We start from the raw sequence: 24296 nt of genomic DNA on the forward strand, positions 1-24296 counted from the left end.
CCGGACGCTCCTGGAAAGAAGGGAGGCCTGACATGGCCGCTCCTGCCCTGGTCGCGCTGGCTCACGGGAGCCGCGACCGCCGTTCCGCCGCCACGGTGAAGGCCCTGGTCGACGAGGTCCGCGCCCTGCGCCCGGACCTCAAGGTCGAGGCCGCCTTCCTCGAGCTCTCCAAGCCGGACTTCCACACCGTCGTGGACCGGCTGGTCAAGGCCGGCCACGAGGAGATCGTCGTGGTCCCGCTGCTGCTCACCGAGGCCTATCATGCCAAGGTCGACGTGCCCGCCTCCATCGCGGCCGCCTCCGAGCGCCACCCGCACGTGCGCATCCAGGCCTCGTCGATCCTCGGCCTCGAGGCGTCGTTCCTCGAGGTGCTCGACGAGCGGCTGCGCGCCGCGCTGGCCGACGCCCGGGTCCGCGAGCTCGACGCCCTGGTCCTGGCCGCGGCCGGGTCCAGCGACCCGCTGGCCAACCAGTCCGTGGCCCGCCTCGGTCGCCTGTGGGGCACCCACCACAGGCTGCCGGTCACCGCGGCCTTCGCCTCCTCCGCGCCGCCGGCCACCGGCGAGGCCGTGCGGGCCTTCCGCGCCGAGGGGCGCCGACACATCGCCGTCGCCTCGCTGTTCCTGGCTCCCGGCTTCCTGCCGGACCGGGCCGCGGAGCTCGCGGTCGAGGCCGGTGCGGTGGCGGTCTCCGAGCCGCTGGGCGCGCACCCGAACCTGGCCCGGGCGGTCCTTGCGCGGTACGCCGTCGGCGCCGTCGAGCTCGTCCCCGTCTGAGGCCCCAGCAGCACGGGGTCGGTCGCGGTATGGCCTGAACAGGTCATCCGCGCCGGGGCCGACCCGGTCTAGGTTCGCGGCATGACCCGCGTCCGCACCGCCGCTCTCGGCACTGCTCTGCGCACCGCACTCCTCCCTGCACTCCTCGCGATGACGCTCGCCCTCGCTCCGGGTGGGTCGGCGCTGGCCGGTCCTGACCACGACCGCGCGGGGGCCCAGCACGAGGTGACGGTCCTCGGTCCGGACAGCAGCGCCGAGCTCGCGACGTTCACCAAGGCGAAGTGCTACCAGCAGTCGCGCCGCAAGCGGTTCTCCGCCGTCGCCACGTCGACGGACAAGGCGTGGCGGCTCATCGTGGTCGTGCCCGCATTCGCCGGGTTCGACCGGGACTACGACGTGCCGCTCGCGGACTACGCGCCGGGCAACCCCACGATCGTCTTCCGCAGCTCCGACCCCAACGGTCCGGTCTGGAGCTCGCTCGACGTGCCGCCCTTCCCCGTGCCCGGCTTCGGCCAGGTCACCTTCGCGCGCAAGGGCAAGCTGATGGGCGTCGGCTTCGGCCCCGCGATGTGGAACGAGGGCGCGACGAGCGCGGTCACCCTGGCCGGCGTCCTGAGCTGCTCCTACAAGAAGAAGCACCACCACTAGCCGACGAGCTGCTCCAGGAGGCGCTCGAGCTGACGGGCCGGGTCGGTGGTGACGCCGCCGTGCACCGGCCCGGGCTGCAGGACGGTGCTCCGCGGCGCCTTGAGGAAGCCGAACCGCTGGCGCAACGGCTCCGCGCCGGCCGCGCCGGAGGTGGGGTGGCCGGCGCAGACGGCGTGCGCGAAGGCGAGCGACTCCTCGACCTGCGCGACGTCCACGCGGGGATCCAGGGCGCGCAGCCGGTCGGCGTCGACGTGCCAGGCGAGGTCGAGGAAGTCCGCCATCTGGCAGTGCAGGACGACCCCGACGTTGAGGAACTCCTCGCGGTCCACGCGCGGCACGCACCGGAGCACGACGTACTCGTAGGCCAGCCTCCCGCTCACGCCGCCGCTCCCGGGAGCCACTGGCGGGTGCCCAGCCGGGCGCTGAGGAAGGCGACGTACGCCGCGCGCACGGCCTCGGCGTCGTCGGCGCCGGGCACCGGCTCCAGCCACTCGTCGGGGACCTCGGCCAGCACGTTGACGAAGACCTGCTCCCCCAGCAGCGCGCCCAGCTCGGCGTCAACCCCCGGGAGGTCGGACACGTGGTCGCGGAAGACGTGGTCGTCCACGCTCCACGGCTGGGCGGCGAACCGCGCCGGGTCGGTGACACCCCCGCCCCAGGCGTGGTGGAAGTAGAGGCTGGCCCCGTGGTCGATGACCCAGAGGTTGCCGTGCCACAGCAGCAGGTTGGGGTTGCGCCAGGACCGGTCCACGTTGGCCACGAACGCGTCGAGCCACAGCACCCGCGCAGGGTCGGTGCTGCCGGCGGGCACGTGGCCGTCGAAGCCGAACGAGCCGGGCAGGAAGTCGGTGCCGAGGTTGAGCCCGGCACTGGCGTTGAGCAGGTCCTGGACCTCCTCGTCGGCCTCGTACCGCGCGATCTGCGGGTCGAGGTCGAGCGCGACGATCCGCGGGGTGCGCAGCCCGATCCGCTCGGCCAGGCCGGCCACCACGACCTCGGCGACCAGCACGCGCAGTCCCTGGCCGGCGCCGCGGAACTTGCACACGTAGGTGCCCAGGTCGTCGGCCTCGACGAGGCCGGGCAGGCTCCCCGCCCTCGCGCAGCGGCGTGACGTAGCGGGTGACGCCGACGGTCGGGATCACTGCAGGGGGACCTCGGTGAGCAGGCGTTGGCGCTGCTCCTCCACGTCGAAGTCGGCGGCCGGCCACTGCGGGTTCATGGCCAGCAGGGTCTCGTGGAGCAGCTGGCCGATGGCCAGGTTGCGGTACCACTTGTGGTCGCTCGGCACGACGTACCAGGGCGCGACCTCGGTGTTGGTGCGCTCGAGCGCGATCTCGTAGGCCTCCTGGTACTTCGGCCACAGCGCGCGCTCGTCGACGTCGGCGGGGTTGAACTTCCAGTGCTTCTGCGGGTCGTCCAGGCGGGCCAGGAGGCGCTCGCGCTGGGTCTCGGCCGAGATGTGCAGCATGCACTTGATGATCGTGATCCCGGCGCCGAGGGCCTCGGTCTCGAAGGCGTTGATGGCGTCGTAGCGCTCCTCGATCTCCTTCTTCGGCGCCAGCTCACGCACCCGGCCGATGAGCACGTCCTCGTAGTGCGAGCGGTCGAAGACGCCGATGCGGCCCTTGTCGGGCAGCGCCTTGCGGATGCGCCACAGGAAGTCGTGCTGCAGCTCCTCCTCCGTCGGCCGCTTGAAGGAGTGGATCGAGACGCCCTGGGGGTCGACCAGCCCGACGGTGTGGCGCAGCACCCCGCCCTTGCCGGAGGTGTCCATGCCCTGCAGCACCAGCAGCAGGGCGCGGCCGTGGCCGACGTCGGCCACGCCTTCGGCGTACAGCCGCTCCTGGAGGTCCGACAGCTCGTCGCCGAGCGCCATGAGCGCGCCCTTGCCGGCCTTCTTGTCGCCGTCGAAGCCCGGGGTCGCCCCGCTGTCCAGCGCGCTGAGGTCGACCGGGCCGGGTGGGAGCCGCAGGTCCGCGGCGGTCAGCGTCGTCACGGGCTCAACCTATGACCGTCGGCACGTCGAGCGTGCAGCCGACCACCGTGGTGACGCCCCCGCCCGCCTGCGGCTCGTCGAACCACAGCCCCTCCGCGAAGCCCGCCTTGGCCAGCACCCGCAGGCTGGCGGCGTTGCGGTGGTCGGGCGCCGCGAAGTAGGTCGTCGCCTCCGGGAAACGGCTCCGCGCCCGCTGCATCCAGGCCCACAGCACGCGCGGGCCGAGCCCACGACCGCGCCACTGGTCGGCGCCGATCGCGTAGTCCACGCCGATGGCGTCGGGATCCGGGCCGAGGACGGCGTACTCCGGGTAGTCGCCGATCCGGTAGTCCTGCACGAACCCGACCGAGCGGCCGTTGACCTCGATCACCCACATCCGGGTGGGGCTGCGACCGTCGACGCGCTCGGCGTACTTCTCGGCGATGTCGGCGTCGGCCAGCTCGCCCTGGGACCACCAGCGCTCGACCGCCTCGCTGCGCCGCCACGCGACCACGTCGTCGAGATCGCCTCGCGTCATCGCCCGGGTGGTGACCCGGGTGTCGTGGTCGACGACGAAGCGCTTGACCTCACCGGACAGGTCGACCGGCTCGGGGTCGGCGTGCAGGCTGGCGCACGTGCGCCGCGCGGCCGCGGCCCAGGACTCCCCCGGACGCGCCACACCGTGGAGCTCGCGATCGCGGTCGACCACGACGACGGGGACGGACACGAGCCCATTGTGGCCTCATCCCGGAGTCACTGCGGCCGCACCGTCAGGGTCTGCGCCACGGCCCCGAGCGGACCGTGCTCGTCGTGGAGGACGCTGCGGGTCAGCCCGTGGCCCTCCGGACCGAAGGTGACCGTGGTGTCGAAGCCCAGCCAGCCCTCGGCCGGGCGTCGGACCAGGTGCGCGGTGAGGTCGACGTTGGGGAAGCGCACCCGCTCGGGTGACTCGCGCACGGTCATGCCGTTGGCGATGTCGAACAGCGCCGCCGCCCGGCTCAGCCGGCTGGTGGGCTCGTCCGCCAGCAGCACGGTGTCGGTGCGCACCCAGTACTGCGCGCGCCCGGGCTCCCGCTCGTCCCGGCGCACCTGCGCCGAGGCGAGGTAGCCGCCGCCCCAGACCGTGGTCGGGTCCCAGGGCGCGAGCTCCCCGGGCCCGGCCAGCTCCGCCTCCGCGCTGCCCCGGACGGCGCTCGTGTCGCGGACGTCCATGAGCCACGCCCGCAGGCTCACCGCCGGTCGACCGGCGTGGCTGAGCACCGCCTCGACCAGCTCGACGGTCCGCCCCGCGCGCAGCACGCTCGTGCGCACCTCGACCTCCTCCATCGGCAGCACGCCGAGGATGTCGAAGCCGAGGCGGGTCGCCACCTTGTCGCCGGCCCTCTGTTCGACCGCGTGGGTGAGCAGGCCCAGCGAGGGCCCGACGTGCTGCTGGTCGAGGTCCCAGGCGCCGCTGACGTGCTCGGTCGGGGCGAACGTGTGCTCACCGGTGCGGTGGAAGTAGGCGGACATCGCCCCCATGCTCCACCCAGGCGCCGGCGGGCTCTCGCCTGGCTCGCGCCGGCTGCGGTGCTCGTCAGACCGAGTGCGGCTCCTGGGGCTCCTCGCGCCCGGCGTCGCGCAGCTCGTCCTTGACCACGCTGAAGGCCAGACCGCTGGAGTAGCCCTTGCGGCCCAGCATGCCGACCAGTCGCCGAGTCGCGGTGGCGTCGTCGACCCGGCTCAGCGAGCGCAGCTTGCGCCGCACCAGCTCGCGGGCCGCCTCCTCCTCCGCCGCCGGGTCGAGCTCGTCCAGGGCCTCGCGGGCGGTCTCGTCGTCGATGCCCTTGCGGCGCAGCTCCTGGGCCAGGGCCCGGCGGGCCAGCCCCTTGCCGCCGCCCGAGGCCGGCTGCCGCTGGCTGACCCAGGTCCGGGCGAAGGCGCCGTCGTCGACCAGCCCGACCTCCTCGAACCGGTCGAGCACGCCGTCGGCCACCTCGGCCGGGACGTCCTTGGCCGCGAGCTTGTCGCCCAGCTCCTTGCGACTGCGGGCCCGGCCGGTGAGCTGGTCGAGCAGGATGGTGCGCGCCACCGACTCGGGATCGGCCGCCGGCGCCTCGCGGGCCGGGTCGCGCGGCAGGTGGGCGTCGGGTCGCTGCTCCTCGCGGTCGCGCCGGCCGCGGCGGGCCGAGCTGCGGCCGCGGGCCGGGCGCCGACGCTGGCCCCCGCCCGCAGGCTCCTCGGACCGGGTGCCCCAGCTGGTGCGCGCCGCCGGCCCGCGGCCCCCGGCGTCCTCGCCGGGGGTGGCCGGCCGCTCGCCCGGCGTACGGCGCGTCCAGGCGTCGACGCCCTCGCTCACGTCACCGAGCCAGTCGGGCGCCGGTCTCGTCTCGTCGTGCACGCGTGCCCTCCTCGTGTCGCCGTGGTCCGGCGCCCCGACCGCCGCCGTGTGCGGCGGTCGGGACCGGGTCGGCTCAGAAGTCGTCGACGCCCACGGGCTCGGCCGGCGCGGCCTCGTCGGCCACCGAGGGCACGACGCCGAGCTTCTCGAGGATCTTCTTCTCGATCTCGTTGGCCAGGTCGGGGTTGTCGCGCAGGAACCCTCGGGAGTTCTCCTTGCCTTGGCCGAGCTGGTCGCCGTCGTAGGTGTACCAGGCGCCGGCCTTGCGGACGATGCCCGCCTCGACGCCGACGTCGATGAGGCCACCCTCGCGGGAGATGCCCTTGCCGTACATGATGTCGAACTCGGCCTGCTTGAACGGCGGGGCGACCTTGTTCTTCACGACCTTGACGCGGGTCCGGTTGCCGACCATGTCGGTGCCGTCCTTGAGCGTCTCGATGCGACGCACGTCGAGGCGGACCGAGGAGTAGAACTTCAGCGCGCGGCCACCGGTCGTGGTCTCCGGCGAGCCGAACATGACGCCGATCTTCTCGCGCAGCTGGTTGATGAAGATCGCGGTCGTGCCGGAGTTGTTGAGGGCACCGGTCATCTTGCGCAGCGCCTGGCTCATCAGCCGGGCCTGGAGGCCGACGTGGCTGTCGCCCATCTCGCCCTCGATCTCGGCGCGCGGCACCAGCGCGGCCACGGAGTCGATGACGATCAGGTCGAGGGCGCCGGAGCGGATCAGCATGTCGGCGATCTCGAGCGCCTGCTCACCGGAGTCGGGCTGGGAGACCAGCAGGGCGTCGGTGTCGACGCCGAGGGACTTGGCGTACTCCGGGTCGAGCGCGTGCTCGGCGTCGATGAAGCCGACGATGCCGCCGGCGCGCTGGGCGTTGGCCACCGCGTGCAGGGCGACCGTCGTCTTGCCGGAGGACTCCGGCCCGTAGATCTCCACGACCCGCCCGCGCGGCAGGCCGCCGATGCCGAGCGCGACGTCGAGCGCGATGGAGCCGGTGGGGATCACCTCGAGCGGCGCGCGGGTCTCGTCGCCCAGCCGCATCACCGAGCCCTTGCCGAACTGCTTCTCGATGTTGGCCAGAGCGACGTCGAGCGCCTTCTCCCGGTCTTGTGCCATGGTCGTGCCTTCCAGGGTCGGTGGGTGGTGAGGTGCATCTCCGACGCTAGGGATGGCCACCGACATCCGGTCCTACCGGTCGTCGGGCTGTGGAGAAGCGGCCCCGGCGTCGCACCTGTGGACAGAACGTAGCCGAACAGGTGTTCGACACGGGTGCGACACGCGGGGCCGCGCTCCGGGCAGTCGGCTCAGAGGGGCGTGACGCAGCGGTGCCAGAAGATCTGGGCGCTGGCGTCGCCGACCAACGCGCCCCCGAAGTCCACGGCGCTGGGATAGACGATGGCACCGTTGACGGTCTGGAGGTCGATGAACTCGTACTGGCTGAGGTTGCCGTTGGCCCAGGTGATGCCGGCCTGGTCGCGCAGGACGCGGTACTCCGGCCACGACATCAGCCGGCCGCCCTTGGCGTTGCAGTCGGTGAGCGCGGCCGCGAAGCTGGAGGGCCCGGTCGCCGCCTTGTCGATGCACGAGCCGAGGACCAGCACGTCGCTGGCCGCACAGGTGCGGGCGGCCAGGTCGGCCGGGCTCAGCGAGCCGTCCGCCACGTCAGCGCCGGTCAGCGAGCCGTCCTTGACGTCCTTGCCGGTCAGCGAGCCGTCCTTGACGTCTTTGCCCTTGACGGAGTTGTTCTTGATCTGGGCCGAGCCGATCTTGGCGGCGGCGTACGACGTGCCGCCGAGCGCGACGACCAGCGCCAGCACGGCGACGACCAGCGCGGGGGTGGGGCGGAGCTTCATGGGGGACCTCCGGGGTTGCGGAACGGGATGGCCCGCAACCTAGGAGGATCCGGCCGATCAGGGAAGGTCGTAGGTGAGCTCGATGCCCTCGGCCCAGGTCGCGCAGGTGCAGCCGTCCGGGTCGGGCAGCGCCTCGACGGCCGCGGTGAGCAGGCCGGTGAGGCGCTCGAGGTTCTGCTTGAACAGCGCGAACACCTCGGCCTGGCCGACACCGTCGTCGCCCTCGGCGCCGGCGTCCATGTCGGTGACCAGGGCCAGCGTGGCGTAGCAGAGCTGCATCTCGCGGGCCAGGGCCGCCTCGGGGGCGCCGGTCATGTTGATGAGGGTGCCGCCCTGGGCGGCGTACCAGCGCGACTCGGCGCGGGTGGAGAAGCGCGGTCCCTCGATGACCACCATCGTGCCGCCGCGCTGGACGTCGGGCGCGGCCGCTGCGAGCGCGGAGGAGACGCGGGGGCAGTAGGGATCGGCGAACGGCACGTGGGTGGCGCCGTGCTCGACGTAGGAGCCGACGCGAGCGGTGGTGCGGTCGACGAGCTGGTCGGGCACGACGAGGTCGCCGGGCGCGACCGAGGCCGCGAGGCCGCCCACGGCGCACGGCGCGAGGACCTGGCGGACGCCGAGCGAGCGCAGGGCCCAGAGGTTGGCGCGGTAGGGGATGGACTGCGGCGGGAACTGGTGCTCCTTGCCGTGCCGCGGCAGGAAGGCCACCCGCCGGCCGGCGACGGTGCCGACGGCGACAGGCGCCGAGGGGTCGCCGTACGGCGTGGTGACGGCGTGCTCCTCGGCGTCCTCGAGGAAGGAGTAGAAGCCGGTGCCGCCGATCACGGCGACGTCCGCGACGCTCACTTCACGGCCGCCGGGAGGTCGAGCGCGCGCCAGACGGCGGCCCACACCTGCTTGGGCGACACGCCGGCGTCGAGCGCCTCCTGCGCGGTCCGCCCGCCGAGCTCGGCCATGACGAACTGACCGGCCCAGGACCGGTAGTAGCCCGGCCCGAGCGCGTCCTCCAACCGGGACCAGAACTCGGTGTGCCTCACCCGATCAGCCTAGGTGGCACCTCGGACAGCCCGGACGGCGAGCCAGGCCTGCTCCCCGCCACCGGTACGCCGGGCGAGGTGGTCGACCCGCCACCCGGCGCCCTCGAGCGCCGCACGCAGCGGCCCCTCGCGCCAGTAGGTGAAGCGCCGCGGGGCCGGCACGTGCCCGTGCGTCGACCACGCCTCGCCGTCGCCCTCCTTGAGCGACAGGCCGAGCACGCCGCCGGCGCGGGTGGCCGAGGCGAGCCGGGCCAGCACGGTCGGCAGGTCGGCGCGGGCGACGTGCAGCAGGCTGGCGTTGGCCCAGACCCCGTCGTAGGGACCGCCGAGGTCGTCGCCCAGCGGGTCGAGGACGTCCGCCTCGTGGCCCAGGGCTCGCAACCGGTCGACGAAGCCCCGCGACACGTCGGTGCGCCGGACGGTGAGCCCCCGCTCCTCCAGCGCCGCGGCGTCGCGGCCGCCGCCGCTGCCGACCTCGAGCACCGCTCCCCCGGCGCCCGCTCCCTGGACGGCCGCGGCGAAGGCGTCGAGGCTCTCGCGCACCTCGTCGGTGAGCTCGGCGACGGCGGCGCTGAAGGCCTCCGCGCCCCCGTCGTACGCCGCCGCGGTGGCCCGGGCGGCGAAGGCCCGGACGTCGTGCCTGTGGTGGAGCACGTCGTGCAGGTGGTAGCGGGCGATGGTGTCGACGGTGAACTCGCTGCCGTTGGAGCGGAGCCCGCGGCGCGCCCAGGTCGCCTCGGGGGCGTCGCACAGCGCGTCGTAGCGCCGAGCCACGGCCTCGGCCGCCGCCACCAGCGCGGGCGCGACGTCGGCGGGGTCCTGGAGGTCGTAGCGCTCGGCCACGGCCGTCTCGTCCTGGTCCCAGTTCGCGAAGGTCGGCTCGTCCTGCTCGAGCATCAGGTCCAGGCGCTCGCCGAAGACCCGGTGCACGTCGCGCACGTGGCAGGCGTACTCCAGCGGGGACCAGGTCTGGGGGTCCGGCCGCTCGGTGGCGCCCGGCTGGGCGAGCACGACCGACCAGCCCACGGCGTCGTCGCGCAGCAGCGCCCCGATCCGGTCGCGGTCCAGGTCGGCGGCCACGAAGCCGCACTCCGGGCACGGCTCGCGCAGCACCCAGGTCCAGTCCTTGGTGTCCGGGACGATCTCAGCAGCCACGCACCCAGCATGATGGGGCCCGTGCTGGTGCGCGACGCAGATCCTGCCGACCTTCCTCGGATCGCCGCCATCTACGACGAGCAGGTGCGCACGGCGATCTCCACCTTCGACCTCGTGCCACCGCCCGTCGACCAGTGGGCCGCGAAAGTCGGGAGCACCAGGCCGGGCGACCACTTCCTCGTGGCGCAGGACGACGGGGTGCTGGGCTTCGCCTACTCGTCGACGTACCGCCCGCGCCCGGCGTACGACCGCACGCGGGAGGTGTCGGTCTACCTCGACGAGGCGGCGCGCGGGCGCGGCCTCAGCCGGCTGCTGTACGCCGAGCTGCTGGCGCGGCTGCGCGCCGAAGGCGTCCGCACCGTGCTGGCGGTCATCGCGCTGCCCAACGAGGCGAGCGAGGCGCTGCACCGCGGGTGCGGGTTCGAGCGGGTCGGGGTGCTGCCCGAGGTCGGGTGGAAGTTCGAGCGCTGGATCGACACCGCCCTCTGGGCCCTCAGCCTCGACCCAGCGCGCCGAGGAACGCCTCCGGGTCGTCCAGGCTGACTCGCAGGGTGTGCACGCGCAGGGGTACGCCGAGGCAGCGGGCGGCCGCGGGCGGGTCGAGGTGGAGCACGACCAGGCCGCGCGGGCTGGTGTTGACCAGCCACTCGCCGCGCCAGCCGTGGGCTCCGACGCTGATGGTGTGGCGCGGGTCCCGCTCGGCGGAGGTGATGGAGCCGCGCGGGATCGTCGCGCGCCAGGTGGGCCCGAGGCGGACCGTGAGGGTGTCGTCGGTCAGGTCGAGCCCGGCGCCGCCCGCGCCGGCCACCGCCAGCAGCGGACGGAGCACCGGGTGCGGCCGGGGCATCGCGAACGTGGTCACGTCAACAAGAGTGCGTCGAGCCGGCGCCGGACCACGAACAGCCCGGCCAGCCCCAGGGCGAGCAGGTAGACCACGGACACCGCCGAGGCCCACGTCAGTGAGCCTGTGGTGAGCTCGCGGCACAGCACGACCCCGCGGTAGAGCGGCGTGCCCTCGACCACCCACCGCACCGGGTCGGGGTAGGCGGTGATCGGGAAGAACGTCGCCGAGAACAGGAACAGCGGCACCTGGGCCAGGGTGATGAGGTCGAAGTCCTGCCAGCTGCGCATGTAGGTCGTGAGCGCCATGCAGACCGCGCTGGAGGCGAACCCGATGAGCAGCGTGGCCGGGAAGGCCAGCACCGCCCACCACGAGTGCACCAGCCCCATCGCGGCCATGATGACGAGGAAGGCGGCGGCGTACGTCGAGCCGCGCAGCTGGCTCCACGCGATCTCGCCGCGGGCCACGTCGCGCGTGGTCAGCGGGGTGGCGAGCATCTGGTCGTAGAGCTTGACGAACCTCAGCTTGAAGAAGGTGTTGAAGGTGGCGTCGATGAGCGCGCCGTTGAGCGCGGAGGCGGCGAGCATGCCGGGCGCCACGAACTCGGCGTACGGGATCTCGCGGCCGTTGAACTCGAAGGTGTCGATCAGCGCGCCGACGCCGATGCCGATCGAGAGCAGGTAGAAGAACGGCTCGAAGAAGCCGCTGAGGAACAGCTTCCACGCCTTGCGGTAGACGATGTAGTTGCGCTCGACCAGCAACGCCGTGGCCCGGACCGCGCCGAGCGGCTGCGCGGTGCTCACCAGACCAGCCGCTTCTGCAACCCGGAGACCGCCCACACCCAGCCCGCGGCCAGCAGCACGAGCAGGACCCCGGCGTTGACCCCGGCCACCCACCAGGTGACGTGGTCGAGGGTGAGCATCCGCGAGAGGTTCACGCCCTGCCACAGCGGCGTGACGCGGGCCAGCCAGGCGCCCGCGGCGCCGAGGTTGCTGACCGGGAAGAACGCTCCGGAGAACAGGAACAGCGGGAAGATCCCGAGCCGGAAGAGCACGCCGTACCCCTCCTCGGAGTGCAGCCGCGCGCTGAACCCGAAGACCCAGACCGCGAAGACCATCCCCACCAGGACCTGCGCGAGGAAGGCCAGCAGCGCGCCCCACCAGGTCGCGAACACCCCGAACGGCGCCAGCACCAGGTCGTAGACGGCGCACGTGGTGGCCAGCCGGAAGGCGATGAACGTCAGGTGTGCCGCGACCAGGTCACGGCAGGTCAGCGGCGTGGCCAGCATCGAGTCGTAGACGCGCTGCCACTTGATCATGCTCATGACCGGGTACGTCGTCTCGCCCACGGCGGTCTGCATGGCGTGCGCGGCGATGAGCCCGGGGACCACGAAGTCGAAGTAGGACGTCGCGCCCTCGAGCACGTCGGGGTCGCCGTCGATGAAGCCGCCGAGCAGGACGCCCATGGCCAGCACGTAGAACAGCGGGGCCAGGAACGAGCTGATGACCGTCCCGCGCCAGGTGCGCTGGTAGACCACGCGCCAGTAGTCGGCCTGGCGGCGGATGCCCTCGCCGAGGGTGAGCGCGGTCGTCGTCGCCATCAGTCGACCAGGGTCCGGCCGGTGAGCCGCAGGAACACGTCCTCGAGCGTGCTGCGCCGCACGAGCGTGGCCACCGGCTGCAGGCCGCGCTCGTGGACCTGGCTCAGCACCCGCTCGCCGTCGTCGGTGTAGACAAGGAGCCGGTCGGGCAGCACCTCGACCCGGTCGCCGAGGTCCTCGATCTTGCCGGCCAGCGCCTCGTGCTCGCCGACGCCGAAGCGGAGCTCGGCCACCTCGCGGGTGGAGTGCTCGCGGATCAGGTCGGCCGGTGAGCCCTCGGCCACGATCAGCCCCTTGTCCATCACCACGAGCCGGTCGCAGAGCTGCTCGGCCTCGTCCATGTAGTGCGTGGTGATGACCAGGGTGACCCCGGCCTGCTTGAGCCGGAACAGCCGGTCCCACAGCACGTGCCGCGCCTGCGGGTCGAGGCCCGTCGTCGGCTCGTCGAGCAGCAGCAGGTCGGGCCGGTTGATGAGGCTCCGGGCGATGGTCAGGCGCCGCTTCATGCCACCGCTGAGGTCGTCGACCTTGGCCTTGGCCTTCTCGGTGAGCTGCACGAACTCCAGCAGCTCGTCGGCCCGCTCGTTGACCTCGGCCTTGGACAGGCCGAAGTAGCGGCCGTAGATGAACAGGTTGTCGCGCACGTTGAGCTCGGTGTCGAGCGTGTCCTCCTGCGGGCACACCCCCAGGCGCCCGCGGATGGCCTGGCCGTCGGTGGCCGGGTCGAGACCCAGGATCCGCAGCTCACCCCCGCTGACCGGGCTCACCGCCGCGATCATCCGCATGGTGCTGGACTTGCCGGCGCCGTTGGGCCCGAGGAACCCGAACGCCTCGCCCCGACGCACCTCGACGTCGATGCCCTTGACCGCTTCGAAGTCTCCGAAGGACTTGCGCAGCCCGCGCGCCGAGATCATCGCGTCGCTCACGAGTCGTGACCCTACGACGAGGGTCGGACAGTGCTCACCCGACTTTGCGACCGCCGGCGGACGCGCCGCCCCCGGCCGCGCTGGTCTGCTGGGCGGCGTGGACTACCAGGACACCTTCGCGGTCGACGGCGGCGGCCGCCACCACGCCGACGCGTGGATGCACGCGGCCTTCGACGGCAGCGCGGGCGCCCAGGCCCTGTGGCGCGGCGTGCTGCAGCTCCGGCTGCGTTCCGCCGCCGACCGGATCGCCGGCTGGCGGGTCGAGGAGCGCACGCCCCAGCGGCTGGTCGTCGCCGCCGAGTCCTGGCACCTGCGCGCCTGGCTCACGTGGGCGGCGTACGCCGACGGGGTCGAGGTGACCACCCACGTCACCTCCCGCAACGCCGCCGGTGCGGTCGCGTGGACCACGCTCAGCCCGGTGCACCGGGCCGCCGTGCCCGGTGTGCTCGAGCGGGCCCGCCGGCGGCTCAGGGCGTGAGCCGCTCCCCCGCCACCCAGGTGCCGGCGATGTCGGCGGGTCCCGCGAGGGCGAAGACCTTGGCCAGCGCGTCGTCGTACGACGTGGCGTGGGTGAGCGCGACGGCGAGCGTGCAGTCGGGGTCGGGGCGCAGCCAGAGCGCGTCGAACTCCTTGCCGACCTCGAGGTCGCCGACCGTGTCGGCCAGGCCGAGCACGTCCGCGCCCGCGCTGGTGGCCAGGTGGAGCAGGTGCCGGGCGGCGAGCCGGTGGCCGTCGCGGCCGAGGAGCTGCTGGGCGAAGTAGGCCTGCAGCCCCTCCTTGAACAGGCAGAAGCCGGTGCCGGCGCCGACGTCGCTGCCGAGGCCGACGCGGACGCCGAGAGCCAGGTGCGAGCCGAGCGGGAACAGCCCCGAGCCGAGGGCGGCGTTGGACGTCGGGCAGTGCGCGACGGCGGCGCCGTGGCGGCCCAGCGTCATCAGCTCGGTCAGCGACGGGTGCACGTTGTGGGCCAGCACCGAGCGCGGACCGAGGAGGCCGGCGCGCTCGTAGGAGGTCGTGTAGTCGCAGCCGAAGAGCTGCTGGACGCCCTCGATCTCCTCGAGGTTCTCGTTGAGGTGGGAGGTGAACCACAGGTCGGGCTGCTCGGCCAGCAGCGCGCCGGCGGACTCCAGCAGCGCCTCGGAACAGGACAGCGAGAAGCGCGGGGTCACGGCGTAGCGGGTCCGGCCGGCACCGTGCCAGCGCTTGGCCAGCTCGAGCCCCTCGGCGAAGGCGCGCTCGGGGGTGGTGAAGAGGTCCTCGCGCAGGATCCGGTCGGACAGCACCAGCCCGGAGGTGACCCGCAGCCCGACGCGGGTGGCCTCCGTGAACAGCGCGTCGACCGCGCCGGCGAAGTGCGATCCGAAGACCAGCGCGGTGGTGGTCCCGGCCGAGACCAGTCCGGAGACGAAGTCGGTCGCGACCGAGGCGGCGTACGCCGCGTCGGCCAGCCGCGCCTCCTCGGGCAGCGCGCACTGCTCGAGCCAGTCCAGCAGCGGCATGCCGAGCCCGCCGATGGCCCGGACCTGCGGGAAGTGCACGTGGGTGTCCACGAAGCCGGGGAGCACGAGGCCGTCCGAGAGGTCCACGGCGTCGGGGTGCCGGTCCGCGGAGTACGGCTCACGGGCGGTGATCACGCCGTCCTCGACGGTGACCGCGAGGTCGGCCTCGGCCCGCAGCGTGCCGCCGTGGAACGGGCTGACGGGGGTGTCCAGGAACGTGCCCCGGAAGGTCGTCATGCCCGGGCGCCCTCGCGCTCGAACGCGGCCAGCAGCCCCGCCGCCACGGCGACCGCGATGGCGGCCGGCTCCTTGGACGTCGTCACCCCCGGCAACCCGATCGGCGTCTGCACGCGGTCCACGACGTCGGGCGCGTGGGACTCCAGCAGCGTGCGCCGGAACCGCGCCCACTTGGCCGAGGACCCGATCAGCCCGACCGGTCCGAGGTGGTCGCAGCGCAGGGCCGCGTCGACGATGGCGAGGTCCTCGGCGTGGTCGTGGGTCAGCACCAGCACGTGCGTGCCCCGCGGCAGCTCGGCGAGCACCAGCTCGGGGATGACCGGCACCTCGTGGGCGTGCACCGCCGCGACCGCGTCGGCCAGCGGCGCGAGGTCGGGGAGCGGGCGCGAGTCGACCAGGTGCAGCTCGAGGTCGTGGCGGGCCAGGATCCGGGCCAGCTCGAGGCCGACGTGGCCGACGCCGAAGACGGCGGCGGAGGGCACGACGGGCAGCGGGTCGAGCAGGACCGTCACCTCTCCCCCACAGCACTGCACGCCGTGCTGGAACGGCGCCTTGTCCGAGAGCGAGGCGGTGAACGACTCGGGGCCACCGGGCGAAGACAGCAGCGCCCGCGCGCGGCGTACCGCCTCCTCCTCCAGGTTCCCGCCGCCGATGGACGCCCAGGTCTGAGCGGCGGAGACGACCATCTTGGCGCCGGCCTCGCGTGGAGCGTGGCCGCGCACGTCGGTGACGGTGACGAGCACGCCGGGCTCGCGCGCGGACCTCAGCGAGGCCACCGCCTCGAACCAGGTCGTCACGACGCCGACCGCGCGGCGTTCAGCGCCCAGTAGACCGCCTCGGGCGTGGCCGGCGAGGCCAGCTCGCAGGGCCGACCGGGCGGTCCGTACGCCGCGCACGCGTCGCGCAGCGCCTCGCGCACCGAGAAGGCCAGCATGAGCGGCGGCTCGCCCACGGCCTTGGAGCCGTAGACCACGCCCTCCTCGTGCGCCCGCTCGAGGAGCTCGACGTTGAAGACCTCGGGCAGCTCGGAGAACGACGGCAGCTTGTAGGTCGATGCCGCCTGCGTGGTCAGTCGCCCCCGACCCTCACCGTCGCTGGTGTCCCAGCGCAGGTCCTCCAGGGTCAGCCAGCCGGCGCCCTGCACGAAGCCGCCCTCGACCTGGCCCAGGTCGACCAGCGGGGAGAGCGAGTCGCCGACGTCCTGGACGATGTCGACGCGGCGCGTGGTGGAGGCGCCGGTGAACCCGTCCACCTCGACCTCGGCCACGGCGGCGCCGTAGGTGAAGTACTTGAACGGCGTCCCGGTCATCGTGGTCACGTCCCACGACAGGCCCTCGGTCTTGTAGAAGCCGGCCGCCCAGAGCTGCACGCGCGCGTGGTACGCCGCGGCGACCAGCTCGTCCCACGAGGCGTCGGGGTGCTCGGCCCGGACCGCCGTGAGGCGTTCCAGGATCTGCTCGCAGGCGTTCTTGACCGCGCCGCCGTTGAGGTCGGCGCCCGCCGAGGCGGCGGTGGCCGAGGTGTTGGGCACCTTGTCGGTGCGGGTCGGCGCGAGCCGGACCCGGCCCAGCGGCACGCCGAGGGCGGTGGCCGCGACCTGGAGCATCTTGGTGTGCAGCCCCTGGCCCATCTCGGTGCCGCCGTGGTTGATGAGGACCGAGCCGTCCTTGTAGACGTGCACCAGCGCGCCGCCCTGGTTGAACGTGGTGAAGTTGAACGAGATCCCGAACTTCACCGGCGTGACCGCCAGCCCGCGCTTGGTGTGCGGCGAGGCGGCGTTGAAGGCGTCGACCTCCTCACGCCGCGCGGCGTACGACGAGGAGGCGAGCACCTGGTCCCAGCAGCCGTGCATGCGCTCGGCGTGCCGGACGGGCTGGCCGTACGGCGTGGCCTGGCCCTCGGCGTAGAAGTTGCGCCGCCGGAGCTCGGCGGGCGGGATGCCGAGCACGGGGGCGGCGCGGCCGAGGACGTCCTCGATGACCAGCATCCCCTGCGGGCCGCCGAAGCCGCGGAACGCGGTCTGGGAGGTCTTGTGGGTCCGCGCGATCCGGCCGTGGACGGTGATGTCGGGGATCCAGTAGGCGTTCTCGACGTGGCACAGCGCCCGCGAGAGCACCGGCTCGGAGAGGTCCAGGCTCCAGCCGCCGTCGGAGGTCAGCGTGGCCTCGAGCGCCTCGATCCGGCCGTCGGCGGAGAAGCCGGCGCGCCAGGTGGCGTGGAAGCCGTGCCGCTTGCCGGTCATCGTCATGTCCTGCTGCCGGGTCAGGCGCAGCCGGACCGGGCGACCGGTCAGCGTGGCACCGAGCGCGGCCACCGCGGCCAGCCCGTGCGGCTGCATCTCCTTGCCGCCGAAGCCGCCGCCCATCCGCAGGCACTGCACGGTCACCGCGTGGCTCGGGACGCCGAGCACGTGCGCGGTGATCTCCTGGGTCTCGGTCGGGTGCTGCGTCGAGGACTGCACGAAGACCTGGCCGGCCTCGTCGACCAGGGCCAGCGCGCAGTGGGTCTCGAGGTAGAAGTGCTCCTGACCGGCGAAGGACGTCACGCCCTCGAAGACGTGCGCGGCCCGCTCCATCCCGGCCGCGGAGTCGCCGCGGGTCACGGTCGGCCGCGCGCCCTGGAAGCTCTCCGCCGCGATGGCCTCCTCCACGGTGAGGACGCTGGGCAGCGGCTCGTAGTCGGCCTGCACCGCCAGCGCGCCGCGGCGCGCGGCCTCGAGGCTCTCGCCGAGGACCCAGGCCACCGCGTGGCCGTGGTACATCACCTCGCTCGGGAACAGCGGCTCGTCGTGCTTGATCCCCGCGTCGTTGATCCCCGGCACGTCGGCCGCGGTGAGGACGCGGACCACGCCCGGCACGTCGTACGCCGGCGCCGGGTCGAGCCGGGTGACCCGGGCGTGGGTGTGCGGCGCCTGGACCGGGTGGGCGTGCAGCACCCGGCTGGTCCGGCCCACCAGGTCGTCGGTGTAGAGCGCGTGGCCGGTGACGTGCAGCGCCGCCGCCTCGTGCGGGAGCGCCTCGCCGACCACGGCGAGGTCCGGGCGGCTGCTCAGGAGCGTCACGACTCGACCCACAGCTTGCGCAGCGCGTCACCCAGGACGGCCGAACGGTAGGCCGCGCTGGCCCGCTGGTCGTCGATCGGCGTGCCCTCGGAGCGGAGCACCTCCGCGGCGGCGTCGACGGTCGTCTCGGACCACGGCCGGCCCTCGAGCGCGGCCTCCGTGGCCAGCGCGCGCACGGGCGTGGCCGCCACGCCGCCGAGCCCGATCCGGGCCTTGCTGACGACCCCGTCACGGAGGTCGAGCGCGAAGGCCACGGCCACCGACGAGATGTCGTCGAAGCGCCGCTTGGCGATCTTGTGGAACGCCGTCAGCCCGGCCGCCGGCAGCGGGACCACGACCTCGGCGATGAGCTCGTCGCGGCGGCGCACCGACCGCCGGTAGCCGGTGAAGTAGTCGGCCAGCGGCACCGTCCGCGTGCCCTCGCTCGACGCCAGCACCAGCGAGGCCTCGAGCGCGAGCAGCACCGGCGTGGTGTCGCCGATGGGCGAGCCGGTGCCGAGGTTGCCGCCGAGGGTGGCGCCGTTGCGGATGAGCGGCGAGGCGAACTGCGGCAGCAGCGCGTCGACCAGCGGCAGCCGGCCCTCGAGCCGGCGCCCGAGCTCGGTGAGGGTGAGCGCGGCGCCGATGCGGACCTCGTCGTCGGTCACGGTGAGCCCGCGCAGCTCCTCCAGCCGGTCGACGGCCAGCACCAGGTGGGCCCTGCGACCGCGCAGGTTGACCTCGACGCCCCAGTCGGTGCTGCCGGCCACGACCGTGGCGTCCTCGTGGTCGCGCACCAGCTGCAGCGCCTCGTCGAGCGTGGCCGGCCGGACGTAGGCCGCCTCGCCGTCGTGCAGCCGGCTGGCCACCGGCGCCGGCGCGCTCACCGTACGACGCGTGGCCAGCGGGTCGTCGGCCTCAGGCGTGCCGAGGGCGTGGGCGGCGTCACGGATCGGCCGGTAGCCGGTGCAGCGGCACAGGTTGCCGCTGATCGCGTGCAGGTCGAAGCCGTCGTCGCGGCCGTCGCGGTAGAACTCCGCGGCCATCGAGCAGATGAAGCCGGGCGTGCAGTAGCCGCACTGCGAGCCGCCGCGGACGGCCATCTCGTGCTGGACCGGGTGCAGCGCGTCCGGAGAGCCGAGCCCCTCGGCGGTGACGACCTCCTGGCCGTCGAAGGCCGCGGCGGGGACCAGGCAGGAGTTGAGCGCGGTCCACTCGGTGCCCTCGGAGCCGTCCGGAGCCGGGCGCGCGACCAGCAACGAGCAGGCGCCACACTCGCCCTCGGCGCAGCCCTCCTTGGCCCCGGTCAGCCCGCAGCCGCGGACGAAGTCCAGGAGGTTGGTGTGCAGCGGCACGCCGTCCAGGGCGCGCGGCTCGCCGTTCACGGTCACCTCGGCCATCCGCACCTCCTCTCGGATCGGATCAGGCTACGTCGCGAGGTCACAGGCTCAGCCCGACGTGCCGGTTGACGTCCTTGTAGAGCAGGTAGCGGAACGGCCCTGGACCACCGGCGTAGCAGGCCTGAGGGCAGAACGCGCGCAGCCACATGAAGTCCCCGGCCTCGACCTCGACCCAGTCGGTGTTGAGCAGGTAGACCGCCTTGCCCTCGAGCACGTAGAGCCCGTGCTCCATCACGTGCGTCTCCGGGAACGGGATGGCACCACCGGGCGCGAAGTTCACGATGTTGACGTGCATGTCGTGGCGCAGGTCCGCGGTGTCGACGAAGCGGGTGGTCGACCAGGCACCGTCGGTGCCGGGCATCTCGATCGGCGCGACGTCCTGCTCGCGGGTCACGAACGGCTCGGGGGCGTCGAGCCCCGGCACCCGCTGGTAGGCCTTGCGGACCCAGTGGAACGTCGCGGTCGCCTCGGACCGGTTGTGCAGCGTCCAGGCGACGGCGGGCGGCAGGTAGGCGTAGCCGCCCGGCTCCAGCGTGTGCCGCTCCTCGGCGACGGTGAGCTCGAGCGCGCCGTCGACCACGAACAGCACCGCCTCGGCGCCGGCGTCGGCCTCCGGGTCGTCGGAGCCGCCGCCGGGGGCGACCTCGACGACGTACTGGCTGAAGGTCTCGGCGAACCCGCTCAGCGGCCGGGCCAGCACCCACATCCGCATCCCGGTCCAGCCGGGCAGGTAGGACGCGGTGATGTCGCTCTGGGTGCGGGCCGGGACCACGGCGTAGGCCTCGGTGAACCGCGCTCGGTCGGTGGTGAGCGCGGTCTGGGGCGGCAGGCCGCCGCGGGGGACGTGGTAGGTCATGCGCTCCTCCTGAGCATCCGGCCGTGCGGCTCGGCGCCGGTCACGGGTACGCCGCGCAGCCAGGTCTCGCGGACCACGCCGGCCAGGGTGCGGCCGGCGTACGCCGAGACCGGGTTGCGGTGGTGCAGCCGGGTGACGTCGACGGTGAACGTCTCGTCGGGCGCGAAGCGGACCAGGTCGGCGTCGGCACCGACGGCGATCCGGCCCTTGTGGGCCAGTCCGACCCGGTCGGCCGGCGCCTGGGCCATCCAGCGGACCACGTCGGTGAGGTCGTGGCCGCGCTCGCCAGCGCCGGTCCACACGGTCGAGAGGCCGAGCTGGACGCTGGCGATGCCGCCCCACGCCCGGCCGAAGTCGCCGCCGCCCTGCTCCTTGAGCTCCGGCGTGCAGGGCGAGTGGTCGCTGACCACGAGGTCGACGACATCGTCGAGCGCCGCCCAGAGCGCCTCGCGGTTGGCCGCCTCGCGGATCGGCGGGCAGCACTTCAGCTCGGTCGCGCCGTCGGGGACGTGCTCGGCGGCGAAGGTGAGGTAGTGCGGGCAGGTCTCCACGCTGACGTCGACGCCGCGGGCCCGGGCCGCCCGGAGCTCCGGCACCGCGGCGGCGGCGCTGAGGTGGACGACGTGCGCCTTCGCGCCGGTGGCCTCGGCCTGGGCCAGGACCAGCGCGATCGCGGCCTCCTCGGCGGCCGGTGGCCGCGAGGCCAGGAAGCCGGCGTAGTGCCCGCCGTCCAGTGCGGCCTCGTCGAGCAGGCGGCCGTCCTCGGCGTGCACGATCATCAGCGCTCCGAGTCGGGCGGTCTCGGCCATGGCGGCCCCGAAGGCGTCGGGCTCGAGGTGGCCGAACTCGGGCACCCCGCTGTCGAGCAGGAAGCACTTGAAGCCGAAGACACCGGCCGCGTGCAGCGGCGCGAGGTCGGCGAGGTTCTCCGGGACCGCGCCGCCCCAGAAGCCCGTGTCGACGTGCAGCTGGCCCTCGGCGGCGCGCTGCTTGGCCTCGAGGTTCGCCACCGTGGTGGTGGGCGGGACGGAGTTGAGCGGCATGTCCAGGATCGTGGTCACGCCGCCGGCCGCCGCCGCTCGCGTGGCGGAGGCGAAGCCCTCCCACTCCGTGCGGCCGGGCTCGTTGACGTGCACGTGGGTGTCGACCAGGCCGGGCAGGAGCACCTCGTCGTCGTCGAGGGTGACGGTCTGCGCGGCGGCCGGCGGCGCGTCGTACGGCGCGAGGTCGGTGATCCTCCCGCCGCTCACGACGACGCTGACGGGCTGCTCGGTGGCGCCGAGCACCGCGCGGCGCGCCCGCAGGACGAGCTCAGCTGCCACGGTAGGTGGAGTAGCCGAAGGGGCTGAGCAGCAGCGGGACGTGGTGGTGCTGGTCGGGATCGGCGACGGTGAAGACCACGACGACCTCGGGGTAGAAGCCGTCGACGTAGAGACCGGTGTCGAAGCGCAGGACGTAGGCCCCGCGCTCGAGCTCCGGGCCGAGCGAGCCGATCCGGCCGTCGGCGTCGGTCTCGCCCTCGGCCAGCAGCTCGCCCTGGCGGGTCTCCAGCCGCACCGCGATCCCCTCGGCCGGGTGCCCGAGTGCGGTGTCGAGGACGTGGGTCGAGAGCGTGCTCACAGGGACTGCTCCAGGCGCAGGAGGGCGATCTGGCGGAGGTTGTCGACGGTCTCGGCGCGCTCGGCGGCGTCGTCGTTCTGCATCCGCCGCTCGAGCTCGGCCAGGATCTCCTCGGCGTCGCGGCCGGCGGCGCGGATGAGGAAGACCCGGTCGAAGCGCTGCTCGTACGCCGCGTTGGCCTGCGCGAGCCGGTCGCTCGGGCTGACCCCGGACTGCTCGCTCTGGGACTGCGCTCCCCCGCGCTCGCCGATGCGCGGGTGGCCGGCCAGGGCCTGCTCGAGCTCCGCGTCGCTGAGCTGCCGGGCGGCCTCGTCGGCCCGGCCGAGGAGGGCCTCGCGGTCGGCGTACGGACCTCCGGCCAGCACCTCGTCGGCCCAGCGCGGCACGGCCAGGCAGGCCAGCAGCTGCTCGCGGCTGACCTCGGGGGTGCGGACCACCGTGGCCTCGATGAGCCCGTAGGGCCGGTCGGCGGCGTGGAAGACCTCGCCGTCGTTGGTCAGGCCGTCGACCCGGAAGCCGCTGAAGTCGACCAGGAAGTGGTGCTTGTTGGGCGCCCGGAAGTGGATGTCCGTCAGCCCGTCGTCGCCTTCGAGGACCGCGCGGCCCATGGCGTAGAGCGTCTCCTGGAGCGCGCGCGAGTAGGTGCCGGCGAAGGTGGTGAGGATCGTGTCGAGGGCCTTGTCGTAGGAGGCGTTCCAGTCCTGGCGCTCGGCGCTCGCGTGCCGCCAGGTGGCGACCAGCGAGGTGGCCAGGATCCGGTCGTCGGTCTCGGCCAGGGTCGTGAACTCGTCCTTCAGGAAGCCCTTGAACTCCGAGTCGGTGGAGTTGAGGACGGTCAGCTCCCCGACGCCCGACTCGACCCTCGCACCGCCGCGGGTCACGGTCACGGTGCAGGTGCGGACGGCGCCGCCGCGGCGGACGAAAGAGTGGGGGCCGAGGCGGTCCCAGGCGTACTCCTCGACCCGGATCTCCGCCTCGTGCGCGGCGCGCGCGGCGTCCAGGAGCCGGCGCCCCAGGGCCAGCGCGTAGTCCTCGACGGAGTCGACGCCGTGGAGCTTGGCGTAGGCGAAGGCGGTGTTCTTCTGGGTGTCGGTGGGCAGCACCGCGGCCTGGTCGCCGTGGGTGTGGGCGTCGGCGAAGTCCCCGCGCAGGCTGGTGGAGACGTTGAGGTCCTTGATCTCGTGGACCGGGGTGTCGCGGACGATGCGGACGACGCGGTTCTCGGCCTTGCCGTACTGGTTCGCCCCGAGCTGGATCGCCATGGGCGGCACCCTAGAGGAACCGCGTTGCGTCGATGTTCCGCATCTCCGCCGGGTCGACCGCACCGCAGTCCAGCCCGCGCAGCAGGTAGCGGGCGAGCGCGCGGGCGGTGGCCGGCTCGTCGGCGATGCCGCCCTCCACGCGCTGCTGGTAGGCCTCGAGGCGGTCCAGCGCGGCGGCCAGGCCCTTGCGGTAGAAGGCGTACGTCGCGGCGTACCGCGTGGGCAGCTGGGCGGGGTGCAGGTCCCAGCCCTGGTAGTAGCCGCGCTCCAGGCTCCTGCGCACCAGCCTCAGGTGGTTGGCCCAGGCCGCCTCGACGTGATCCGGGTCGCCCACCGGCAGGACGTTGGTCGAGCCGTCGGACAGGCGCACGCCGGTCCCCGCGGCCGCCGCCTGCATGACCAGCTTGGCGTGGTCGGCGACCGGGTGCTCCAGGGACTGCTGGCCGGCCACGATGCCGACGAACGCGCTGTAGTCGTAGGTGCCGTAGTGGAGCCCGGTCAGCCGCTCCCCGCCCGCGTGCACCATCCGCGCGACCAGCGCGGTGCCGTCCGGGCCGAGGATCGACTGCGGCGTCTCGACCTGGACCTCGAAGGACACGTCCAGGGTGTCGGCCACGTGCACCATCGCCTCGACCTGGTCGACGCTGGTCACCTTGGGCAGCGTCACCACCCAGCCCTCGGTGCTGCCACCCGCCTCGCGCACGGTCTCGACGTACGCCGTGAGCGTGCGCAGCGCCCTCCCCCTGGTGGCGGCCTCGAAGCACTTGACCCGGATGCCGCCGAACGGCGCGGCCTCGCCGTTGCGCTGGCTCTCGGCCAGCGCGTTCGCGGCCCGCTCCGCGTCCGCGCTCTCGTCCTCGTCGGTGCGCCCGACGTAGCCGTCCTCGAAGTCGACCCGCAGGTCCTCCACCGGCTCGCTCGCGAGCTTGGCCCGCACCCGCTGCACCAGCTCGTCGTCGCCGACGAGGTCCGCGAAGGCCCGCGCGTGGTCGTCGAGGGCCCGGAGCGCGGCCGCGCCGTACGCCGGGACCAGCCCCGCGTCGTACCGGTCGGCCGGCACGTAGACCGTGTGCACCGGCTGCCGGCCCGGCCGCTCGCCGGGGTAGTCCCTGGCCAGCGCCGCATCGGCGCCCGCGAGCCGCTCGTCGAGCTCCCGGGTCAGCCGGTCGGCGAGGTCGCTCATGGCGCCA

Annotated in this window: 28 protein-coding genes; 4 read left to right on the forward strand and 24 right to left on the reverse strand. The window is 73.6% G+C overall.

Annotated features, from left to right (window positions below):
• The first annotated feature begins 32 nt into the window (after positions 1 to 32).
• Together G5V58_RS13030 and G5V58_RS13035 are read left to right on the forward strand one after the other, a co-directional pair.
• Positions 33 to 776 carry a sirohydrochlorin chelatase gene (locus G5V58_RS13030; RefSeq protein WP_165233305.1) on the forward strand — a complete coding sequence of 248 codons (744 nt, stop codon included), beginning with the start codon at positions 33 to 35 and terminating at the stop codon, positions 774 to 776.
• Positions 777 to 857: 81 nt separating this feature from the next.
• Positions 858 to 1424, forward strand: coding sequence for a hypothetical protein (locus G5V58_RS13035; protein ID WP_165233308.1), 567 nt, complete (start codon positions 858 to 860; stop codon positions 1422 to 1424).
• Here G5V58_RS13035 and G5V58_RS13040 read toward each other — a convergent pair.
• The 11 genes from G5V58_RS13040 to G5V58_RS13090 form a co-directional block, all read right to left on the reverse strand.
• Positions 1421 to 1804, reverse strand: a complete 384-nt coding sequence (locus G5V58_RS13040; protein ID WP_165233311.1) for a DUF3037 domain-containing protein — start codon at positions 1802 to 1804, stop codon at positions 1421 to 1423. The genes G5V58_RS13035 and G5V58_RS13040 overlap by 4 nt on opposite strands.
• Positions 1801 to 2469: a HipA family kinase gene (locus G5V58_RS13045; protein WP_230486593.1), complete on the reverse strand. Its 669-nt coding sequence runs from the start codon at positions 2467 to 2469 to the stop codon at positions 1801 to 1803. Before G5V58_RS13045 ends, G5V58_RS13040 begins: the two co-directional genes overlap by 4 nt.
• A 93-nt stretch (positions 2470 to 2562) precedes the next feature.
• Complete coding sequence (locus G5V58_RS13050) at positions 2563 to 3411, reverse strand: PPK2 family polyphosphate kinase (protein ID WP_165239061.1); 849 nt, start codon at positions 3409 to 3411, stop codon at positions 2563 to 2565.
• A 13-nt stretch (positions 3412 to 3424) separates the two neighbouring features.
• Positions 3425 to 4126, reverse strand: a complete 702-nt coding sequence (locus tag G5V58_RS13055; protein WP_165233314.1) for a GNAT family N-acetyltransferase — start codon at positions 4124 to 4126, stop codon at positions 3425 to 3427.
• A 26-nt stretch (positions 4127 to 4152) separates the two neighbouring features.
• Positions 4153 to 4911 (reverse strand): thioesterase family protein, encoded by a 759-nt coding sequence (locus tag G5V58_RS13060; protein WP_165233317.1) that lies wholly within the window; start codon positions 4909 to 4911, stop codon positions 4153 to 4155.
• 64 nt (positions 4912 to 4975) lie between these two features.
• Positions 4976 to 5779 (reverse strand): regulatory protein RecX, encoded by an 804-nt coding sequence (locus tag G5V58_RS13065; protein WP_230486595.1) that lies wholly within the window; start codon positions 5777 to 5779, stop codon positions 4976 to 4978.
• A gap of 73 nt (positions 5780 to 5852) precedes the next feature.
• Positions 5853 to 6896: a recombinase RecA gene (gene recA, locus G5V58_RS13070; RefSeq protein ID WP_165233320.1), complete on the reverse strand. Its 1044-nt coding sequence runs from the start codon at positions 6894 to 6896 to the stop codon at positions 5853 to 5855.
• 188 nt (positions 6897 to 7084) lie between these two features.
• Positions 7085 to 7633 carry a hypothetical protein gene (locus G5V58_RS13075; protein ID WP_165233323.1) on the reverse strand — a complete coding sequence of 183 codons (549 nt, stop codon included), beginning with the start codon at positions 7631 to 7633 and terminating at the stop codon, positions 7085 to 7087.
• 57 nt (positions 7634 to 7690) lie between these two features.
• Positions 7691 to 8479: an S-methyl-5'-thioadenosine phosphorylase gene (locus G5V58_RS13080; protein ID WP_165233326.1), complete on the reverse strand. Its 789-nt coding sequence runs from the start codon at positions 8477 to 8479 to the stop codon at positions 7691 to 7693.
• Positions 8476 to 8670, reverse strand: coding sequence for a DUF3046 domain-containing protein (locus G5V58_RS13085; RefSeq protein ID WP_165233329.1), 195 nt, complete (start codon positions 8668 to 8670; stop codon positions 8476 to 8478). Before G5V58_RS13085 ends, G5V58_RS13080 begins: the two co-directional genes overlap by 4 nt.
• 9 nt (positions 8671 to 8679) lie before the next feature.
• The gene (locus G5V58_RS13090) at positions 8680 to 9825 is read right to left on the reverse strand and encodes a methyltransferase (RefSeq protein WP_230486596.1); all 1146 of its coding nucleotides are present in this window, start codon (positions 9823 to 9825) and stop codon (positions 8680 to 8682) included.
• A 21-nt stretch (positions 9826 to 9846) separates the two neighbouring features.
• Here G5V58_RS13090 and G5V58_RS13095 point away from each other — a divergent pair, with 21 nt between their 5' ends.
• On the forward strand, positions 9847 to 10368 hold the full coding sequence (locus G5V58_RS13095) for a GNAT family N-acetyltransferase (RefSeq protein ID WP_230486597.1): 522 nt from the start codon (positions 9847 to 9849) through the stop codon (positions 10366 to 10368).
• Here G5V58_RS13095 and G5V58_RS13100 read toward each other — a convergent pair.
• The 4 genes from G5V58_RS13100 to G5V58_RS13115 are packed head-to-tail and all read right to left on the reverse strand — an operon-like array spanning position 10319 to position 13192.
• Positions 10319 to 10687 carry a hypothetical protein gene (locus tag G5V58_RS13100; protein ID WP_165233332.1) on the reverse strand — a complete coding sequence of 123 codons (369 nt, stop codon included), beginning with the start codon at positions 10685 to 10687 and terminating at the stop codon, positions 10319 to 10321. The two genes, G5V58_RS13095 and G5V58_RS13100, sit on opposite strands and share 50 nt — an antisense overlap.
• The gene (locus G5V58_RS13105; protein ID WP_230486598.1) at positions 10684 to 11469 is read right to left on the reverse strand and encodes an ABC transporter permease; all 786 of its coding nucleotides are present in this window, start codon (positions 11467 to 11469) and stop codon (positions 10684 to 10686) included. The genes G5V58_RS13100 and G5V58_RS13105 overlap by 4 nt, the downstream gene beginning before the upstream one ends.
• Entirely contained in the window at positions 11466 to 12266 is an 801-nt protein-coding gene (locus G5V58_RS13110) for an ABC transporter permease (RefSeq protein WP_165233335.1), read from the reverse strand. Before G5V58_RS13110 ends, G5V58_RS13105 begins: the two co-directional genes overlap by 4 nt.
• Positions 12266 to 13192 (reverse strand): ABC transporter ATP-binding protein, encoded by a 927-nt coding sequence (locus G5V58_RS13115; protein ID WP_456237787.1) that lies wholly within the window; start codon positions 13190 to 13192, stop codon positions 12266 to 12268. The genes G5V58_RS13110 and G5V58_RS13115 overlap by 1 nt, the downstream gene beginning before the upstream one ends.
• 97 nt (positions 13193 to 13289) lie before the next feature.
• On the opposite strand from G5V58_RS13115, the gene G5V58_RS13120 reads away from it, so the two are divergent.
• Positions 13290 to 13670 carry a DUF2867 domain-containing protein gene (locus G5V58_RS13120; protein WP_165233338.1) on the forward strand — a complete coding sequence of 127 codons (381 nt, stop codon included), beginning with the start codon at positions 13290 to 13292 and terminating at the stop codon, positions 13668 to 13670.
• Here the strand turns inward: G5V58_RS13120 and G5V58_RS13125 are convergent.
• The 9 genes from G5V58_RS13125 to G5V58_RS13165 are packed head-to-tail and all read right to left on the reverse strand — an operon-like array spanning position 13660 to position 24289.
• Positions 13660 to 14928: a guanine deaminase gene (locus G5V58_RS13125; protein WP_165233341.1), complete on the reverse strand. Its 1269-nt coding sequence runs from the start codon at positions 14926 to 14928 to the stop codon at positions 13660 to 13662. The genes G5V58_RS13120 and G5V58_RS13125 overlap by 11 nt on opposite strands.
• Positions 14925 to 15725: a xanthine dehydrogenase accessory protein XdhC gene (gene xdhC, locus G5V58_RS13130; protein ID WP_165233344.1), complete on the reverse strand. Its 801-nt coding sequence runs from the start codon at positions 15723 to 15725 to the stop codon at positions 14925 to 14927. Before xdhC ends, G5V58_RS13125 begins: the two co-directional genes overlap by 4 nt.
• The gene (locus G5V58_RS13135; protein WP_165233347.1) at positions 15722 to 17989 is read right to left on the reverse strand and encodes a xanthine dehydrogenase molybdopterin binding subunit; all 2268 of its coding nucleotides are present in this window, start codon (positions 17987 to 17989) and stop codon (positions 15722 to 15724) included. Before G5V58_RS13135 ends, xdhC begins: the two co-directional genes overlap by 4 nt.
• A complete protein-coding gene (locus G5V58_RS13140) occupies positions 17986 to 19368 on the reverse strand; it encodes a xanthine dehydrogenase small subunit (protein WP_165233350.1) in 1383 nt (460 codons plus the stop codon). Before G5V58_RS13140 ends, G5V58_RS13135 begins: the two co-directional genes overlap by 4 nt.
• A 40-nt stretch (positions 19369 to 19408) precedes the next feature.
• On the reverse strand, positions 19409 to 20224 hold the full coding sequence (locus G5V58_RS13145; protein ID WP_165233353.1) for a bifunctional allantoicase/(S)-ureidoglycine aminohydrolase: 816 nt from the start codon (positions 20222 to 20224) through the stop codon (positions 19409 to 19411).
• Positions 20221 to 21546 carry an allantoinase AllB gene (allB, locus tag G5V58_RS13150; protein ID WP_165233356.1) on the reverse strand — a complete coding sequence of 442 codons (1326 nt, stop codon included), beginning with the start codon at positions 21544 to 21546 and terminating at the stop codon, positions 20221 to 20223. The genes G5V58_RS13145 and allB overlap by 4 nt, the downstream gene beginning before the upstream one ends.
• Positions 21536 to 21844, reverse strand: a complete 309-nt coding sequence (gene uraH, locus G5V58_RS13155) for a hydroxyisourate hydrolase (RefSeq protein WP_165233359.1) — start codon at positions 21842 to 21844, stop codon at positions 21536 to 21538. Before uraH ends, allB begins: the two co-directional genes overlap by 11 nt.
• Positions 21841 to 23106, reverse strand: a complete 1266-nt coding sequence (pucL, locus tag G5V58_RS13160; RefSeq protein ID WP_165233362.1) for a factor-independent urate hydroxylase — start codon at positions 23104 to 23106, stop codon at positions 21841 to 21843. Before pucL ends, uraH begins: the two co-directional genes overlap by 4 nt.
• Positions 23107 to 23116: 10 nt before the next feature.
• Positions 23117 to 24289 (reverse strand): DUF6986 family protein, encoded by a 1173-nt coding sequence (locus tag G5V58_RS13165; RefSeq protein WP_165233366.1) that lies wholly within the window; start codon positions 24287 to 24289, stop codon positions 23117 to 23119.
• Positions 24290 to 24296 lie beyond the last annotated feature (7 nt).

This window comes from Nocardioides anomalus, from assembly GCF_011046535.1.
Lineage (GTDB): Bacteria > Actinomycetota > Actinomycetes > Propionibacteriales > Nocardioidaceae > Nocardioides > Nocardioides anomalus.